General features: G+C 53.1%; 14 protein-coding genes. 6 read left to right on the forward strand and 8 right to left on the reverse strand.

Annotated features, from left to right (window positions below; translation table 11 throughout):
* Positions 1-75 precede the first annotated feature (75 nt).
* From EBC_RS13820 to EBC_RS13835, 4 genes are all read right to left on the reverse strand, one after another.
* Complete coding sequence (locus EBC_RS13820; protein WP_013202430.1) at positions 76-432, reverse strand: YnjH family protein; 357 nt, start codon at positions 430-432, stop codon at positions 76-78.
* The gene (locus EBC_RS13825; RefSeq protein ID WP_013202431.1) at positions 432-2,345 is read right to left on the reverse strand and encodes a DNA topoisomerase III; all 1,914 of its coding nucleotides are present in this window, start codon (positions 2,343-2,345) and stop codon (positions 432-434) included. Before EBC_RS13825 ends, EBC_RS13820 begins: the two co-directional genes overlap by 1 nt.
* A 16-nt stretch (positions 2,346-2,361) precedes the next feature.
* Positions 2,362-3,408 carry a selenide, water dikinase SelD gene (gene selD, locus EBC_RS13830; protein ID WP_013202432.1) on the reverse strand — a complete coding sequence of 349 codons (1,047 nt, stop codon included), beginning with the start codon at positions 3,406-3,408 and terminating at the stop codon, positions 2,362-2,364.
* Positions 3,409-3,559: 151 nt separating this feature from the next.
* The gene (locus EBC_RS13835) at positions 3,560-4,111 is read right to left on the reverse strand and encodes an NAD(P)H nitroreductase (protein WP_013202433.1); all 552 of its coding nucleotides are present in this window, start codon (positions 4,109-4,111) and stop codon (positions 3,560-3,562) included.
* A 193-nt stretch (positions 4,112-4,304) separates the two neighbouring features.
* Between EBC_RS13835 and sppA the strand changes: the two genes are divergently transcribed.
* The 3 genes from sppA to pncA all read left to right on the forward strand — a co-directional run bounded on the left by sppA (position 4,305) and on the right by pncA (position 7,890).
* On the forward strand, positions 4,305-6,161 hold the full coding sequence (sppA, locus tag EBC_RS13840; RefSeq protein WP_013202434.1) for a signal peptide peptidase SppA: 1,857 nt from the start codon (positions 4,305-4,307) through the stop codon (positions 6,159-6,161).
* A gap of 85 nt (positions 6,162-6,246) precedes the next feature.
* Positions 6,247-7,266, forward strand: a complete 1,020-nt coding sequence (ansA, locus tag EBC_RS13845) for an asparaginase (protein ID WP_013202435.1) — start codon at positions 6,247-6,249, stop codon at positions 7,264-7,266.
* Positions 7,267-7,275: 9 nt separating this feature from the next.
* Positions 7,276-7,890: a bifunctional nicotinamidase/pyrazinamidase gene (pncA, locus tag EBC_RS13850; protein ID WP_041692329.1), complete on the forward strand. Its 615-nt coding sequence runs from the start codon at positions 7,276-7,278 to the stop codon at positions 7,888-7,890.
* Between the two features lie 79 nt (positions 7,891-7,969).
* On the opposite strand, the gene EBC_RS13855 is transcribed toward pncA, so the two are convergent.
* Both EBC_RS13855 and msrB read right to left on the reverse strand, forming a co-directional pair.
* The gene (locus EBC_RS13855; protein ID WP_013202437.1) at positions 7,970-8,248 is read right to left on the reverse strand and encodes a YeaC family protein; all 279 of its coding nucleotides are present in this window, start codon (positions 8,246-8,248) and stop codon (positions 7,970-7,972) included.
* Positions 8,249-8,253: 5 nt separating this feature from the next.
* Positions 8,254-8,664, reverse strand: coding sequence for a peptide-methionine (R)-S-oxide reductase MsrB (msrB, locus tag EBC_RS13860; RefSeq protein WP_013202438.1), 411 nt, complete (start codon positions 8,662-8,664; stop codon positions 8,254-8,256).
* 340 nt (positions 8,665-9,004) lie between these two features.
* On the opposite strand from msrB, the gene gapA reads away from it, so the two are divergent.
* Both gapA and EBC_RS13870 read left to right on the forward strand, forming a co-directional pair.
* Positions 9,005-10,000 carry a glyceraldehyde-3-phosphate dehydrogenase gene (gene gapA / locus EBC_RS13865; protein WP_013202439.1) on the forward strand — a complete coding sequence of 332 codons (996 nt, stop codon included), beginning with the start codon at positions 9,005-9,007 and terminating at the stop codon, positions 9,998-10,000.
* Between the two features lie 67 nt (positions 10,001-10,067).
* The gene (locus EBC_RS13870) at positions 10,068-10,946 is read left to right on the forward strand and encodes a D-hexose-6-phosphate mutarotase (RefSeq protein ID WP_013202440.1); all 879 of its coding nucleotides are present in this window, start codon (positions 10,068-10,070) and stop codon (positions 10,944-10,946) included.
* 49 nt (positions 10,947-10,995) lie between these two features.
* Here EBC_RS13870 and EBC_RS13875 read toward each other — a convergent pair whose 3' ends face one another.
* The gene (locus EBC_RS13875) at positions 10,996-11,847 is read right to left on the reverse strand and encodes an aldo/keto reductase (RefSeq protein WP_013202441.1); all 852 of its coding nucleotides are present in this window, start codon (positions 11,845-11,847) and stop codon (positions 10,996-10,998) included.
* An 81-nt stretch (positions 11,848-11,928) separates the two neighbouring features.
* Positions 11,929-12,678: a MipA/OmpV family protein gene (locus EBC_RS13880; protein WP_013202442.1), complete on the reverse strand. Its 750-nt coding sequence runs from the start codon at positions 12,676-12,678 to the stop codon at positions 11,929-11,931.
* 432 nt (positions 12,679-13,110) lie between these two features.
* On the opposite strand from EBC_RS13880, the gene yeaG reads away from it, so the two are divergent.
* Positions 13,111-15,045 carry a protein kinase YeaG gene (yeaG, locus tag EBC_RS13885; protein WP_013202443.1) on the forward strand — a complete coding sequence of 645 codons (1,935 nt, stop codon included), beginning with the start codon at positions 13,111-13,113 and terminating at the stop codon, positions 15,043-15,045.
* Positions 15,046-15,106: the final 61 nt, after the last annotated feature.

Raw genomic sequence — 15,106 nt, forward strand, 5'->3', positions numbered from 1 at the left:
CGTCAGGTCATCGTGAAAAATAACCACAGAGGCACGGGCTTCTGTGGTTACTATCTCAGAATGCTTAACGGTGGATTACTTGATGGTTTTCCAGATCAGATTATTAGTCCCGTAAGATTTTTCATCCCGCGAACACTGTAATAACACCCCTTCCATCTTCACCACCGATCCTTCGGTATAGCTCCGATTTTCGTAGGTGCAGCAGGTATTGCACGGCGGCTGATTGTTGTTCTGCCCTTGCGTCCAGACTTCCGGCGGCATATCCACCACCACATCCGCATTCGGGCTGTTGCTGTTATTTCCCTGATTGTTACCGCTATGATTACCGCCGTTATTGCCGTGGCCAGTGCCGAGATTCCAGCCCTCACCGGCGGCATACAACGGGCTCACCAGCAACATCCCGGCCAGCATTAATGCGCCTGATAATTTCATCACTCAGTTTCCTTCGCTTTAGTCGCCTTACGGCGCGGCTTTTTCGGTTCAGCCGCCGGAAGTCCACGGAAGGCATGCGCAGCAGGTTGCTGCCGTGCCTGATAAATCAGATTATGCAGCGTCTCAACCAGCGGCAACATAAAGTCCTGGTAGCGGCACTGCTTTTCACTGATTTTGGTCAGCGTGGATTCCCAATGGGCGGTCATGTCGGGACGCGCCGCCATTTCTGGCAGCGAGTGGATCAGCGCCCGCCCGGCGGGACTGGAGTGAATATAGCGCCCTTTTTTAAACAAAAAGGCGCGCTTGAACAACAATTCAATAATCCCGGCGCGCGTAGCTTCTGTCCCTAAACCATCGGTCGCACGCAGCACTTTCTTTAGATCTTTATCCTGAACAAATCGCGCAATGCCGGTCATCGCAGATAATAAGGTCGCATCGGTGAACGGTCGCGGCGGCTGAGTCTGCTTCTCTACCACTTCTCCCCGTTCACATAACAGCTCGTCACCTTTGGCAACCACCGGCAGCGGCGTGCCGTCATTTTCCTCATCGCGTTCTTTACTGCCCAACAGCGATCGCCAGCCGGCCTCCGCCAGGAAGCGAGCCTTGGCGACAAATTTCCCGCCGGCAATATCCAGCTCGATCACGCATTTGCGGTACACGGCATCAGGGCAGAACTGCATCAGGTATTGCGTGGCAATCAGACGATAAATCGTGCTTTCGTTCTCGGTCAGCCTGACCTGAGAACTTCTGGCTGTCGGGACGATAGCGTGGTGAGCATCGACCTTTTTGTCATCCCAGCAGCGATTACGGCGATCGCTGTCAAAATCCGCGGGCGGCGTCAGATCGGGTTGATGGGCATTGATGGCGTTGAGTACCGCATGGCGTCCGGCAAAGTGCTCATCGGGCAGATAGCGACTGTCGGAACGTGGATAGGTGATCAGCTTGTGGGTTTCATACAGCTTCTGGCAGGTATCCAGCACCGTTTGTGCGCTCATGCCAAAGCGTTTCCCGGCTTCAATCTGCAGGCTGGAAAGGGAGAACGGCAAGGGTGCGGTGTCATTCTCTCTTTTATCGTTATAGCTGGTGACATTGGCCGGTTGACCACCAATCCGCGCCAGCACATGATCCGCCAGCGGACGGTGCAGCAAACGCCCTTCTTCATCCTGATAGGGTTCACAAGAATCGCTGGGCTGCCATAAGGCAACAAAGCGTTCATCTTTCGGTGTGACGATATGGGCTTTGACTTCAAAGAAGTCTTTGGCGATGAAGTTTTCGATCTCCTCATCACGGCGAACCACCAGCCCCAGAACGGGCGTCTGGACACGTCCCACGGACAGCAGGCCATCATAGCCGGCGTTACGGCCCAGCAAAGTATAGGCGCGCGTCATGTTGATGCCGTACAGCCAGTCGGCCCGTGCTCTCGCCAGGGCGGAAACACACAGCGGGATAAATTCTTTATTCTCGCGCAAGCGGCTGACGGCTCGCTCCACGGCGGAGGGATTGAGATCGTTAATCAGGCAGCGCTGAACATTGGCGCGCTTTTCCGGCGGCAGAGACAGATAGTCCAGCACCTCGTCCACCAGTAGCTGACCTTCACGGTCCGGGTCACCTGCGTGAACCACTTCCGTCGCCTGCTCCAGCAAGCCTTTAATGACGTTCAGCTGTTTTGCCACTGAGGGACGCGGTTTTAGCTGCCATTTTTCCGGCACGATGGGCAGATCGGCCAGTGACCAACGCGCAAAACGGCTGTTGTAACTGTCTGGTTGCGCCTGCTCCAACAGGTGACCGACGCACCAGGTGACCATCTGGTCCTGGCCGCAGGCAATAAAACCGTCGCCCCGGCGATGAGGTTTAGGGAGGACATCCGCGATAGCGCGGGCAAGACTGGGTTTTTCGGCAATAAACAAACGCATCCGGCAGTGACTTCCTTCAGGAAACTAATTCAATTAACGCACGTCCGGCACTAGCCGGCAGCAGTTCCCCGATAGCCGTGAGGGTGATCCCCATTGCCCCGGCGCTTTCGATAACTACCGCTTCCGCTTCAGGTCTGACCGCTAACAGCAGGCCACCTGAGGTTTGGGGATCGCATAGCAGTTTACGCTGTTCGTCACGCATTGCGCCCAGTAAATGGCCGTAGCTGGCAAAATTACGATCCGTGCCGCCCGGCACGCAGCCTTGCGCAATGTATTCGTCGACGCCAGCCAGTCTTGGCACCCGATCAAACCAGACATTGGCATGCAGGTTGGAGCCGGTGCAGATTTCGCTGAGGTGGCCCATCAGGCCAAAGCCGGTCACGTCAGTCATCGCGGTCACCCCGTCGATGTCGGCGAAAACCGCGCCCGCGCTGTTCAGCTGGCACATCACTTCCGTTGCCAGCCCCTGATGTTCAGGCTTGAGTTTTGCGCGTTTTTCCGCGGTGGTCAGCACGCCAATCCCCAGCGGTTTCGTGAGGAAGAGTTTACAGCCGGCCTGCGCAGAGCTGTTCTTTTTCACTTTATCAGGTGCGATCACGCCGGTGACGGCAAGACCAAAAATCGGCTCGGGTGCGTCAATGGAATGACCGCCCGCCAGTGAAATCCCCGCCCCGGCGCAGACGCTGCGACCCCCTTCAATCACTTTTCGGGCAATTTCAGGCGCCAGCTTGTCCAGCGGCCAGCCAAGGATCGCAATTGCCATGATTGGCTTACCGCCCATCGCGTAGATATCACTGATGGCATTGGTCGCGGCGATACGGCCAAAATCGAACGGATCGTCGACGATTGGCATAAAGAAGTCGGTGGTGCTGACCACCGCCGTGCCGTTCCCCAGATCGTAGACCGCCGCGTCATCCCGCGTTTCGTTGCCCACCAGCAGATGGGGATCGCTGCGTAGTGGATGATCGCTGTGCAGTATGGTCTCCAGCACGCTGGGTGAAATCTTACAGCCGCAGCCAGCACCGTGGCTGTACTGCGTCAGGCGTATCGCGTTCTCACTCATGGGCAACCTCCCTCCTAGTTTACCGGCAATATGGTAGCGCTTTCGTCTGGCGGGAGTAAGTCTCAGGGTATTTTTCCGCGACCGTTCGCTCATTATCCCGACAAAAATCAGGGCTGGCGTTCACCCTGACCGTTCAGAAGAGCGTTGTCACTCAGAAATAACGGATAAATGGCGCCGTATCGGGAGGAATAACCGTGGTGGAAGATTTTAGCTGCGGCGTGCCAAGGTAGAGGAAACCGACAATCACATCCTGCTCGCGACAGTCGAATGCCTGACGCACATCCTGATGCTCAGTCCAGGCACCGCTGCGCCAGATGCCGTTGAAGCCCTGAGCAAGAGCCGCCATCTGCATGGCCATCACCGCACAGCCTGCTGAGACAACCTGTTCCCAATGCGGAACCTTAGCGTTCTCTTCACAATGTGCCACCACGGTGATGATCATCGGTGCACGGAAAGGCGACTGCTTCGCTTTTTCAATCGCCTTCTCTTCCATGCGATCTTCACGCGCAGCATTTTCCAGTAATGCGCTGAAACGCTCACGGCCTTCATTCTCGATGACGATAAAACGCCATGGCTGCATCGTGCCGTGGTCTGGTGCGCGCATGCCGGCTCGCATGATGTTTTCAAGGGCCTCTCCGGCGGGTGCCGGCTCGCTTAAACGTGACGCGGAACGGCGGTTAACCAATAAATCCAGAGCGTCCATAATTCCTCCTGATAATGAGTTTCATTTAGCTGAAACTAGCACAGGATGATGATTTGTTACAGCATTCCGCTTTTTCCTGCTGACAATTTGGCCCCTGCTATTTAGGATGTCAGCATTCCCACCCGGTTTGGGCCGCTCAGCCCGCTGGCATCGCCCCTTTTCCGGGCTTTTTTATCGCGATTATGGAGATAATATGCGCACTTTGTGGCGATTTATCGCTGGATTTTTTAAATGGACCTGGCGATTACTGAATTTCGTCCGGGAATTTATTCTCAACCTGTTTTTAGTGGTGCTGATCCTGATCTGCGCGGGCATCTATTTCCAGTTCAGCAGCTCTTCAACCCCTGCGGAACCGCAAAAAGGTGCGCTGATTGTTGATCTGAGTGGCGTGGTGGTTGATAAGCCTTCCGTCAGCAATAAGCTCAGTAAGATCGGCCGTCAGTTACTGGGCTCCAGCAGCGACAAGCTGAAAGAGAACTCGCTGTTTGACGTTGTCGATGCCATCCGTCAGGCCAAAGGTGACGCCAATATCACCGGTATGGTCTTAGATCTGCGTGACTTCGCCGGGGCCGATCAGCCTTCCCTGCAGTACATCGGCAAAGCGCTGCGCGAATTCCGTGACAGCGGCAAGCAGATTTATGCCACCGGCGACAGCTACAGCCAGGCGCAATATTATCTCGCCAGCTTCGCCAACAAAATCTACCTTTCTCCGCAGGGAACCGTTGACCTTCACGGCTTTGCCACTAACGGCCTGTACTACAAATCGCTGCTGGATAAGCTGAAAGTCAGCTCACATGTCTTCCGTGTCGGTACCTATAAATCCGCAGTTGAACCTTTCCTGCGTGACGATATGTCCCCTGCTGCCCGTGATGCAGACAGCCGCTGGATTGGTGAGCTGTGGCAGAACTACCTCAATACCGTTTCGGCTAACCGCCAGATTACGCCGGAACAGCTGTTCCCTGGCGCGCAGGGCGTGCTGGATGGACTGCAAAAAGTCGGCGGCGATACTGCGGTGTATGCCAAAGACAGCAAACTGGTTGATGAACTGGCTTCCCGCTCGCTGGTCGATCAACAGCTGACCAAAATCTTCGGCTGGGATAAGCAGGCTAAAGATTACAAAGGCACCAGCATCTACGATTACCAGGTGAAGGATAACGGCTCAACAGACGGCAATATCGCGGTGATCATGGCCAGCGGCGCCATCATGGATGGTGACGAAACCGCGGGTAGCGTCGGTGGCGACACGACGGCCATGGAGATCCGTGAAGCCCGCCTTGATCCTAAAATCAAAGCGATTGTCTTCCGCGTCAACAGCCCAGGCGGCAGCGTGACGGCCTCCGAAACGATCCGTGAAGAGCTGGCAGCAGCGAAAGAAGCCGGGAAACCGGTGGTGGTTTCCATGGGTGGCATGGCGGCATCGGGTGGTTACTGGATTTCCACGCCAGCTAACTACATCATCGCCAGCCCAAGCACCTTGACCGGCTCTATCGGCATCTTCGGCGTGATTAACACCGTTGAGAACACGCTGGATTCAATTGGCGTGCATACCGATGGCGTGTCCACCTCGCCTCTGGCTGATATCTCTACCACTAAGGCATTACCGCCGGAAGTGCAGCAGATGATGCAGATGAGCATCGAGAACGGCTATAAGAACTTCCTCGGTCTGGTCGCTCATTCCCGTAACAAGACGCCAGAGCAGATCGATCAGATTGCTCAGGGCCACGTCTGGACGGGTACGGATGCCAAGGCTAACGGTCTGGTGGATGCGATGGGTGATTTCGACGATGCCGTCGCCAAAGCCGCCGAGCTGGCAAAACTGAAGGACGCCAAACTGAGCTGGTATCAGGACGATCCAAACTTTATGGATCTGCTGTTCAGCCAGATGGACGTATCTGTGCGTGCCGCACTGCCTGAAACCCTTAAGGCCTGGATGCCGGCACCGATGGTCGACGTAATGGCGTCAATGAGAAATCAGCCGGGTCTGTTTGATAACCTGAACGATCCGCAAAACCGCTATGCGATGTGCCTGACCTGCGCGCAGGTGAAATAAAACAGCCAGCCCGGCCATCTGGTCGGGCTGCTTTTCCTCTTCTTTCCCCTTATACTTCGCCTTTTCGGCAAGCCTGAGTGAATTCATGCAAAAGAAATCTATTTACGTCGCCTATACCGGCGGAACCATTGGCATGCAGCGTTCCGATCAGGGCTTCATCCCTGTTTCCGGACATTTGCAGCAACAGCTGGCCAATATGCCAGAGTTCCATCGCGCCGAAATGCCCGACTTCACCATTCATGAATACCAGCCGCTGATTGATTCATCAGACATGACGCCGCTGGACTGGCAATCGATTGCGGATGATATTCGTAAAAATTACGATCAATACGACGGCTTTGTGATCCTGCATGGCACCGACACCATGGCGTTCACTGCTTCGGCACTGTCATTTATGCTGGAGAATCTTGCCAAGCCGGTAATCGTGACAGGGTCACAAATTCCGCTCGAACAGTTGCGTTCGGATGGGCAGCAAAACCTGCTAAACGCCCTTTTCGTCGCCGCTAATTATCCAATTAATGAAGTGGCGTTGTTCTTCAACAACACCTTGTACCGCGGAAACCGCACCACCAAAGCACATGCCGATGGATTCAACGCCTTTGCTTCACCGAATCTGGCTCCCTTGCTGGAAGCCGGTATTCATATTCGTCGCCTTAACACGCCACCCGCACCTACCGGAGATGGCGAATTAATCGTTCATCCGATTACCCCTCAGCCGATTGGTGTAGTCACCATCTATCCGGGTATTTCCTCGGACGTGGTCAGCAACTTCCTGCTACAACCGGTGAAGGCGCTGATCCTGCGCTCTTATGGCGTCGGCAATGCCCCACAGAACCCGGCTTTCCTGAAAGAGCTGAAAGAAGCTTCCGCGCGGGGCATTGTGGTGGTAAACCTGACGCAGTGTATGTCCGGTAAAGTGAATATGGGCGGTTACGCCACAGGCAATGCGCTGGCGCTGGCGGGTGTGATCAGTGGCTATGATTTAACGGTGGAAGCGACGCTGACCAAGCTGCACTTCCTGCTCAGCCAGAACCTCTCCAGTGATGAGGTGCGGCGACTGATGCAGCTCAATCTGCGCGGTGAACTGACTCCTGACGAGAAGTGATAAAAAATGATGGCTACCCGGCAGGCTCTGCTTCTGATTGATTTACAGAATGACTTCTGCAGCGGTGGCGCGCTGGCGGTGAAGGATGGTGATGACACCCTCGCGATTGCCAACCTGTATGCGGCAGAGTTCAGCCAGCGACAGCAGCCTGTGGTAGCCACGATTGACTGGCACCCCGCCAGTCACGGCAGCTTTGCGTCGAACGCAGGACACCAACCCTGGACCGAAGGCGAACTGGCGGGATTGCCGCAGGTCTGGTGGCCCGATCATTGTATCCAGCACAGCTATGGTGCGGAGCTACATCCAGCGCTGGAGCAACGCTATATCACTGAGCGTGTCTACAAGGGTGACGATCCTCTGATAGACAGTTACAGTGGCTTTTTTGATAACGGCCGGCGCAAGAAAACGCGTCTGGATAGCGTATTAAAAGCGCAGGGGATTACTGCATTGACCGTGATGGGGCTGGCGACGGATTACTGCGTGAAGTACAGCGTGCTGGACGCGCTCGCGCTGGGCTATACCGTCACGGTGCTCTCTGCCGGCTGTCGGGGAGTAAATCTGGCCGCAGGCGACGCTGAACGCGCTCTGGAAGAAATGGCGACCAAAGGGGCGATCGTTCTTTAAAGATCCCCTCAAACGTCGTCAGTGGCATTTAAGGGGCCACAATGAGCCCCTTCGTCGCAGATTATTCCTGCAGGAATAATTACTGGAGCTTGATGCGAGTCACGTGATCATCGGTGATGCCAAACTCTTCTTTGAGCTGTTTTTTACTTTTCATCACCATCTCGCCACCCTTACCCACACTCATATGTTGCGGATTGTCGTTATGGCGAGCTTGCCAGAGCATCACTAACTGCAGGCTGTTCTCTTTTTGCTCTGGCGTAAGCGCGACGCCATCGGCCCATTTCCCGGTTTCAACCGCGGTCACCAGCCGTTGATAGACTTCCGGGGTCAGCGTGCCGATCATCTCATCAAGTTCCATCGCCGTTATCCCTTAATGTTATTACCATCGTCGTCGGAGAAGCTTAACGACGCGGAGTTCACGCAATAGCGCTCGCCAGTTGGCTGTGGGCCGTCCGGGAACACATGTCCCAGATGGGCATCACAGTTGCCACAGCGGATTTCAATGCGCTGCATGCCATGAGATTCATCTTCAATATACTTAATGGAATCATCGTGATAAGGCTGGTAAAAACTCGGCCAGCCGCAGCCAGAATCATATTTGGATTCCGACAGGAACAGCGGTGAATTACACACGAGGCAGTGATAAATCCCTTCGCCTTTGTTGTGTAACAGCTTGCCTGAGAAAGGCGGCTCGGTGCCACGCTGCTGCGTCACATAGCGCTGCATCTCGTTCAGGTCGGTCTCTGGGGTAAATTCGTTCGGGTCTTTAGCCATTTTAGGGGTCTCTGGCAGTGTGAAACTGAAAATATCGGCTAGTATTCTAACAAATACTTAACAACGTCAGGGCTTTTTTTCGTCTCAGGCGGAGTCTGAAAGTGATCCGAAGACGAAAATGTGATTCAGATCACCCTTTGAATTCATCACCCCTTTATATTCGGGCAAGACGACCCAACATCAAGGTTTAGTGGTGGTCACGGAATATGCTTTTTGACGGATATTCCTGTGTGAAGGTTTGATTTGTCGCAACTATTGAAGCGATTCCGCTTGACGCCTGGTAAGGTTTTTGTAATTTTACAGCCAACCTTTTATTCACTAACAACAGCTGGTGGAATATATGACTATCAAAGTAGGTATCAACGGTTTTGGCCGTATCGGTCGCATCGTTTTCCGTGCTGCTCAGCAGCGTTCTGATGTAGAAATCGTTGCAATCAACGATCTGCTGGACGCAGAGTACATGGCTTACATGCTGAAGTATGACTCTACTCACGGTCGTTTCGACGGCACGGTAGAAGTTAAAGACGGCCATCTGGTTGTTAACGGCAAAACCATCCGTGTTACCGCTGAACGTGATCCAGCTAACCTGAAGTGGGGCGAAATCGGTGTTGATGTTGTTGCTGAAGCAACAGGTATCTTCCTGACCGACGAAACCGCGCGTAAACACATTGAAGCTGGCGCCAAAAAAGTCGTGCTGACTGGTCCATCGAAAGATGACACCCCAATGTTCGTGATGGGCGTAAACCACAAATCTTACGCTGGCCAGGATATCGTTTCTAACGCATCTTGCACCACTAACTGCCTGGCACCACTGGCTAAAGTTATCAACGACAAGTTCGGCATCGTTGAAGCACTGATGACCACAGTTCACGCAACTACCGCAACTCAGAAAACCGTTGATGGCCCGTCTCACAAAGACTGGCGCGGCGGCCGCGGCGCATCTCAGAACATCATCCCTTCATCTACCGGTGCTGCTAAAGCAGTAGGTAAAGTGATCCCTGAGCTGAACGGCAAACTGACGGGTATGGCGTTCCGCGTTCCTACCCCTAACGTTTCCGTTGTTGACCTGACTGCACGTCTGGCTAAGCCTGCTTCTTACAAAGAAATTTGTGCAGCAATCAAAGCCGCCGCTGAAGGCGAAATGAAAGGCGTTCTGGGCTACACCGAAGACGAAGTGGTTTCTACCGATTTCAACGGTGAAACGCTGACTTCTATCTTCGATGCGAAAGCCGGTATCGCACTGAGCGACACTTTCGTGAAACTGGTTTCCTGGTACGATAACGAAACTGGTTACTCCAACAAGGTCCTGGACCTGGTTGCTCACATCGCTAAATAAGCGACGTGAACTGATGATGAGGGCGACTACGGTCGCCCTTTTTTTTGGCTGACGCTAAGGAAAACAGATGAACGAAAAAATCTTTTCGCTTCCGGTTATTACCCAGATAACGCCCTATATTTCCCAGCGAAAAATTGGCGACCTGCCCGTTGTGGTGATCGCACATCCTAAAGTTCGTGCCGCCGTCACCCTACAGGGTGCCCAGCTGATAGCCTGGCAGCCCGCTGACGAAAAGCCGGTGATTTGGCTGAGCGAGAAAACCGCCTGGACGGCCGGCAAAGCGATTCGTGGTGGCGTGCCGATCTGCTGGCCGTGGTTTGGTCCGGCAGGTGAACCCGCACATGGTTTCGCCCGAACGCTTCCCTGGACGTTGTCGGCGCATGATGAAAACGACGACAGCGTGATGCTGACGCTGGTGCTGGAAAGTAATGAGCAGACGAAAAAGTTTTGGCCGCATGACTTCACGCTGTTTGCCCGTTTCCGCTTTGCTGGCCGTTGTGAGATTGAACTGGAAGCCCACGGTGATTTCGAGGCGACTGCCGCCCTGCACAGCTATTTCTGCGTAGCCGATATTGACGGTGTGGAAGTGACTGGCTTAGGTAACAGCTTTATCGATAAAGTGGCTAACGGCAGCGTCGGCAGCTCACCGGACGGCAAACAAACCTATCCCGATCGTGTTGACCGTATTCATACGCAACCGGAAGATTGTAGCGTTATCAACGACAAAATCGGTAAGCGAATAATTGAAGTTTATCACCACCATCAAAGTGACGTTGTCACCTGGAATCCGGGTCCGGAACTCTCCTGCAGTATGGGGGATATGGCTAACGAAGGTTACAAAACGATGGTTTGTGTCGAGACGGCCCATATTTCTCAGCCGATGGTCAGCGCTGGTGAATCCCCTTCACGCCTTGCCGCGACGATTCGGGTACGAAAAGGTAGTTGATAAGTCACGCAGATATACACCCAGGGGAAATCACTCTTCCCCTGGCGTGTTAAACCACGTCTAACGGCATTTTTTCTGTCGGTGGTGGGAAAGCCTGATTGATCATCCCCAACTCTTCATTGCTTAACGTCACCTCTAGCGCAGCGGCATTTTCAGCGACATGCGCTATCGAACTGGCTTTAGGAATAGCAACTATCCCTTCTTTACGGATCGCCCAAGCCAACAATACCTGAGCCACGCTGATGCCCTTTTGTTGTGCAATTGCCGTAAGCACCGGGTGCGTGAGCAGTGCATGGCGGAGTTTTCCTGCCTGAGCCAACGGGCAATAGGCCATTATGGGTATCTGCTGCTGCTGACAGTCTGGAATAAGATCGTATTCAATCCCGCGAGATGCGAGGTGATACAGGACCTGATTTGCCGCACAGTCCGTGCCGCCCTCCTCTGACAACAACTCGCACAAATCGTCGCTGTCAAAATTAGACACTCCCCAACGTAAAATTTTTCCCTGACGTTGCAGCGACTGCATTGCAAGGATGGTTTCCTCCAGCGGCACATTTCCCCGCCAGTGCAGCAGATAAAGATCCAGATAATCGGTCTTTAAACGCCGCAGGCTTCTTTCACAGGCGTCTACCGCATCGACAGCACCGGCATTCCACGGGTAGACCTTTGATACTAACCAGGCGCTTTCGCGACGGCCTTGCAAAGCTTCACCTACCACTGCCTCGGCACCGCCTTCGGCATACATTTCCGCCGTGTCGATAAGCTTCAGGCCCAACTCGAGACCGGCCTGTAATGCAGCGACCTCTTGTTTGCGTTGGTTGGCGTTTTCGCCCATGTACCAGGTTCCCTGACCGATGGCAGGTAAACGGGAATCACCGGAAAAAATAACGGATTTGCTCATTTGAACCTCCTGCACTGATTTTGATCGCCACAATCGTGCAAAAGGGCGCAAAGCGCCCTTATTTAGTGCAATGAAAGCGGATCAGAAGGTGTAACTGACTCCGGTCCAGATTGTGACCTGAGAATTATTGTCCACCATTGGACTGTCTTTCACTTCAGAACTTAAACGGGTATAGCGTCCAGACAGCGTGGCGTTCCAGCTCTGGTTGATGCTGTAGGCCGCCGTCAGTTCCAGATACGGGTTCCAGCTGCCATCAGCCTGATAGCTGCTCAGCCCGCTGCGACGTGATTCGCTCTTCGACACACCATAATAGTAGTCATTCTGGTTGTCGCTGCTGTAAAGCGCACCAATGCCCGGCGTCAGGCTCAGATCGCCAAACTGGAAGCGATAAAGGTAGGTTGCATCCCAAATGAAGCCATCACTGTTGCCCAGCAGATCGCCAGCCAACACGGTACGCACAATCCCCCAATCCGCCGTATGACGGTAAGTCACACCGCCCATCATGGTCATATGGCGTTTATCTAACGCCTTCAGACGCTTGTCTTTGGTGTCATCGGGATCGAAGTTTTGCGGTGAACCGAGGATCGTCAGAGAAAGCTGATCCTGCTGGTCCTTCCACAGGTAATAACCGGCGGTCAGGCTGCGGACATAGAAGCTGTCGCCTTCGTAGTTAACAATAGGGAATGGGTAGTAACGCCCCTCGCCTCCTTTATACGGGCTCTGGCTGTAAATCACCGAGGCACCAAGGGTAAGCGGGTTGGCCGTTGCCGTGAAGGCAGCAAAAGAGCAAGGTAAAAGCACAGCAAGCGCGCTAACTTTGAAATAGTTCACAATTAATTCATTCCATAAATATAACAATCAAGAGGCTAGTTTATCAGTCAACCGGGCTTTGGTTAAAAATTTACACGTTCTGTAGCACGTAGAATCAATTTTAGGGGGTGGGACGCTCATTGAGGGTTTTGGCTTATTTACAAAATTCGGCTAACCCGCATCAGACAAGGTTATCGCTGTCCCGGATTCTGACTTTGTTATTGAAATATCATTGAAAATAACCTGGGGGTCAGGAAATTTCTTAAATGCCAACTACGCTTTATTGAAAGAAGCTAATTTTTACCGGTCAAAGTAACCCTGATTTTTGTGTATCCCGATAAAAAAACGTCAGGTTGGCATAAGGGTTGCTGTACTCATTGATAAGTTCCTTCAGGGGCTAACTTCAATTCGGCTCCTGGTACCTGTGCTAAAAAAGAAAGGACGGGCATCGCTATGAATATATTCGATCACTATCGTCAGCGTTACGAAGCTGCCAAGGACGAAGAGTTCACACTGCAGGAATTTCTTACCGTTTGTCGGCAGGATCGCAGTGCATACGTAAACGCGGCAGAAAGACTGTTAATGGCTATTGGTGAGCCACAAATGGTTGATACTGCTCAGGAGCCACGCCTTTCCCGCCTGTTCTCTAACCGTGTCATTGCACGCTACCCTGCTTTTGAAGAGTTCTACGGTATGGAAGAAGCGATTGAACAGATCGTTTCCTATCTTAAACATGCCGCTCAGGGTTTAGAGGAGAAGAAACAGATCCTCTATCTGCTGGGTCCGGTGGGTGGCGGTAAATCCTCTCTGGCAGAGCGACTGAAATCGCTGATGCAGCGAGTGCCTATTTATGTCCTCAGTGCCGATGGCGAGCGCAGCCCGGTCAATGACCATCCGCTGTGCCTGTTTAATCCGCAGGAGGATGCCAATATTCTTGAGAAAGAGTATGGCGTGCCTCGTCGTTACCTTGGCACCATCATGTCGCCTTGGGCGGCAAAACGCCTGAACGATTTTGGCGGTGATATTTCCCGCTTTAAGGTGGTGAAAGTCTGGCCGTCCATTCTTGAACAGCTGGCGATTGCCAAAACTGAACCTGGTGATGAGAACAACCAGGACATTTCCGCGCTGGTCGGTAAAGTTGATATCCGTAAACTGGAAAACCACGCGCAAAACGATCCTGATGCCTACGGCTACTCTGGTGCACTGTGCCGGGCGAACCAGGGGATCATGGAATTCGTGGAGATGTTTAAAGCCCCGATCAAAGTGCTGCACCCACTGCTGACCGCGACTCAGGAAGGTAACTATAACGGGACTGAGGGGATTTCCGCCCTGCCGTTTAACGGGATTATCCTGGCGCACTCCAACGAATCTGAGTGGGTCACCTTCCGTAATAACAAAAACAACGAAGCGTTCCTTGACCGTGTTTATATCGTCAAGGTGCCTTACTGCCTGCGGGTCTCTGAAGAGATCAAGATCTACACCAAACTGCTGGATCACAGTGAGCTGACCCATGCGCCTTGCGCGCCGGGCACCCTGGAAACCCTGGCTCGCTTCTCGATTCTTTCACGCTTGAAAGAGCCGGAAAACTCCAGCACCTACTCTAAAATGCGGGTGTATGATGGCGAAAGCCTGAAGGATACCGATCCGAAGGCCAAGTCCTATCAGGAGTACCGCGACTACGCCGGTGTGGACGAAGGCATGAACGGTCTGTCGACGCGTTTTGCCTTTAAAATCCTCTCGCGGGTGTTCAACTTCGATCATGCTGAGGTCGCAGCAAACCCGGTACACCTGTTCTATGTTCTGGAACAGCAGATTGAACGTGAGCAGTTCCCACAGGAGCAGTCCGAGAAGCTTCTTGAGCACCTGAAAGGCTATCTGATCCCGAAATACGCTGAGTTTATTGGCAAAGAGATCCAGACGGCTTATCTGGAATCCTATTCTGAATACGGGCAGAACATTTTCGATCGTTATGTCACCTACGCAGATTTCTGGATCCAGGATCAGGAATACCGCGATCCGGATACCGGCCAGCTGTTTGACCGTGAATCACTGAATGCGGAACTGGAAAAAATCGAGAAGCCTGCGGGGATCAGTAATCCTAAAGACTTCCGTAATGAAATCGTCAACTTTGTGCTGCGTGCCCGGGCTCATAACAGCGGCCGCAACCCGAACTGGACCAGTTACGAGAAACTGCGGACAGTGATTGAGAAGAAAATGTTCTCTAACACCGAAGAGCTGTTGCCGGTCATTTCCTTTAACGCTAAAACCTCTACGGATGAGCAGAAAAAGCACGATGATTTCGTTGATCGCATGATGGAAAAAGGGTACACCCGCAAACAGGTTCGCCTGCTGTGCGAATGGTATCTGCGCGTCAGAAAATCATCCTGATAGTTGCCTGAGAAGTTATTTACAAGGGGTCGGTAAAATCCGACCCTGCTTGCAACGATGT

It is taken from the genome of Erwinia billingiae Eb661, from assembly GCF_000196615.1.
GTDB lineage: Bacteria > Pseudomonadota > Gammaproteobacteria > Enterobacterales > Enterobacteriaceae > Erwinia > Erwinia billingiae.

Excerpts from the sequence above, each read along its gene's own strand:
- EBC_RS13820 (WP_013202430.1), bottom strand. The coding sequence starts at position 432 with ATGAAATTATCAGGCGCATTAATGCTGGCCGGGATGTTGCTGGTGAGC.
- EBC_RS13825 (WP_013202431.1), bottom strand. The coding sequence starts at position 2,345 with ATGCGTTTGTTTATTGCCGAAAAACCCAGTCTTGCCCGCGCTATCGCG.
- selD (WP_013202432.1), bottom strand. The coding sequence starts at position 3,408 with ATGAGTGAGAACGCGATACGCCTGACGCAGTACAGCCACGGTGCTGGC.
- EBC_RS13835 (WP_013202433.1), bottom strand. The coding sequence starts at position 4,111 with ATGGACGCTCTGGATTTATTGGTTAACCGCCGTTCCGCGTCACGTTTA.
- sppA (WP_013202434.1), top strand. The coding sequence starts at position 4,305 with ATGCGCACTTTGTGGCGATTTATCGCTGGATTTTTTAAATGGACCTGG.
- ansA (WP_013202435.1), top strand. The coding sequence starts at position 6,247 with ATGCAAAAGAAATCTATTTACGTCGCCTATACCGGCGGAACCATTGGC.
- pncA (WP_041692329.1), top strand. The coding sequence starts at position 7,276 with ATGGCTACCCGGCAGGCTCTGCTTCTGATTGATTTACAGAATGACTTC.
- EBC_RS13855 (WP_013202437.1), bottom strand. The coding sequence starts at position 8,248 with ATGGAACTTGATGAGATGATCGGCACGCTGACCCCGGAAGTCTATCAA.
- msrB (WP_013202438.1), bottom strand. The coding sequence starts at position 8,664 with ATGGCTAAAGACCCGAACGAATTTACCCCAGAGACCGACCTGAACGAG.
- gapA (WP_013202439.1), top strand. The coding sequence starts at position 9,005 with ATGACTATCAAAGTAGGTATCAACGGTTTTGGCCGTATCGGTCGCATC.
- EBC_RS13870 (WP_013202440.1), top strand. The coding sequence starts at position 10,068 with ATGAACGAAAAAATCTTTTCGCTTCCGGTTATTACCCAGATAACGCCC.
- EBC_RS13875 (WP_013202441.1), bottom strand. The coding sequence starts at position 11,847 with ATGAGCAAATCCGTTATTTTTTCCGGTGATTCCCGTTTACCTGCCATC.
- yeaG (WP_013202443.1), top strand. The coding sequence starts at position 13,111 with ATGAATATATTCGATCACTATCGTCAGCGTTACGAAGCTGCCAAGGAC.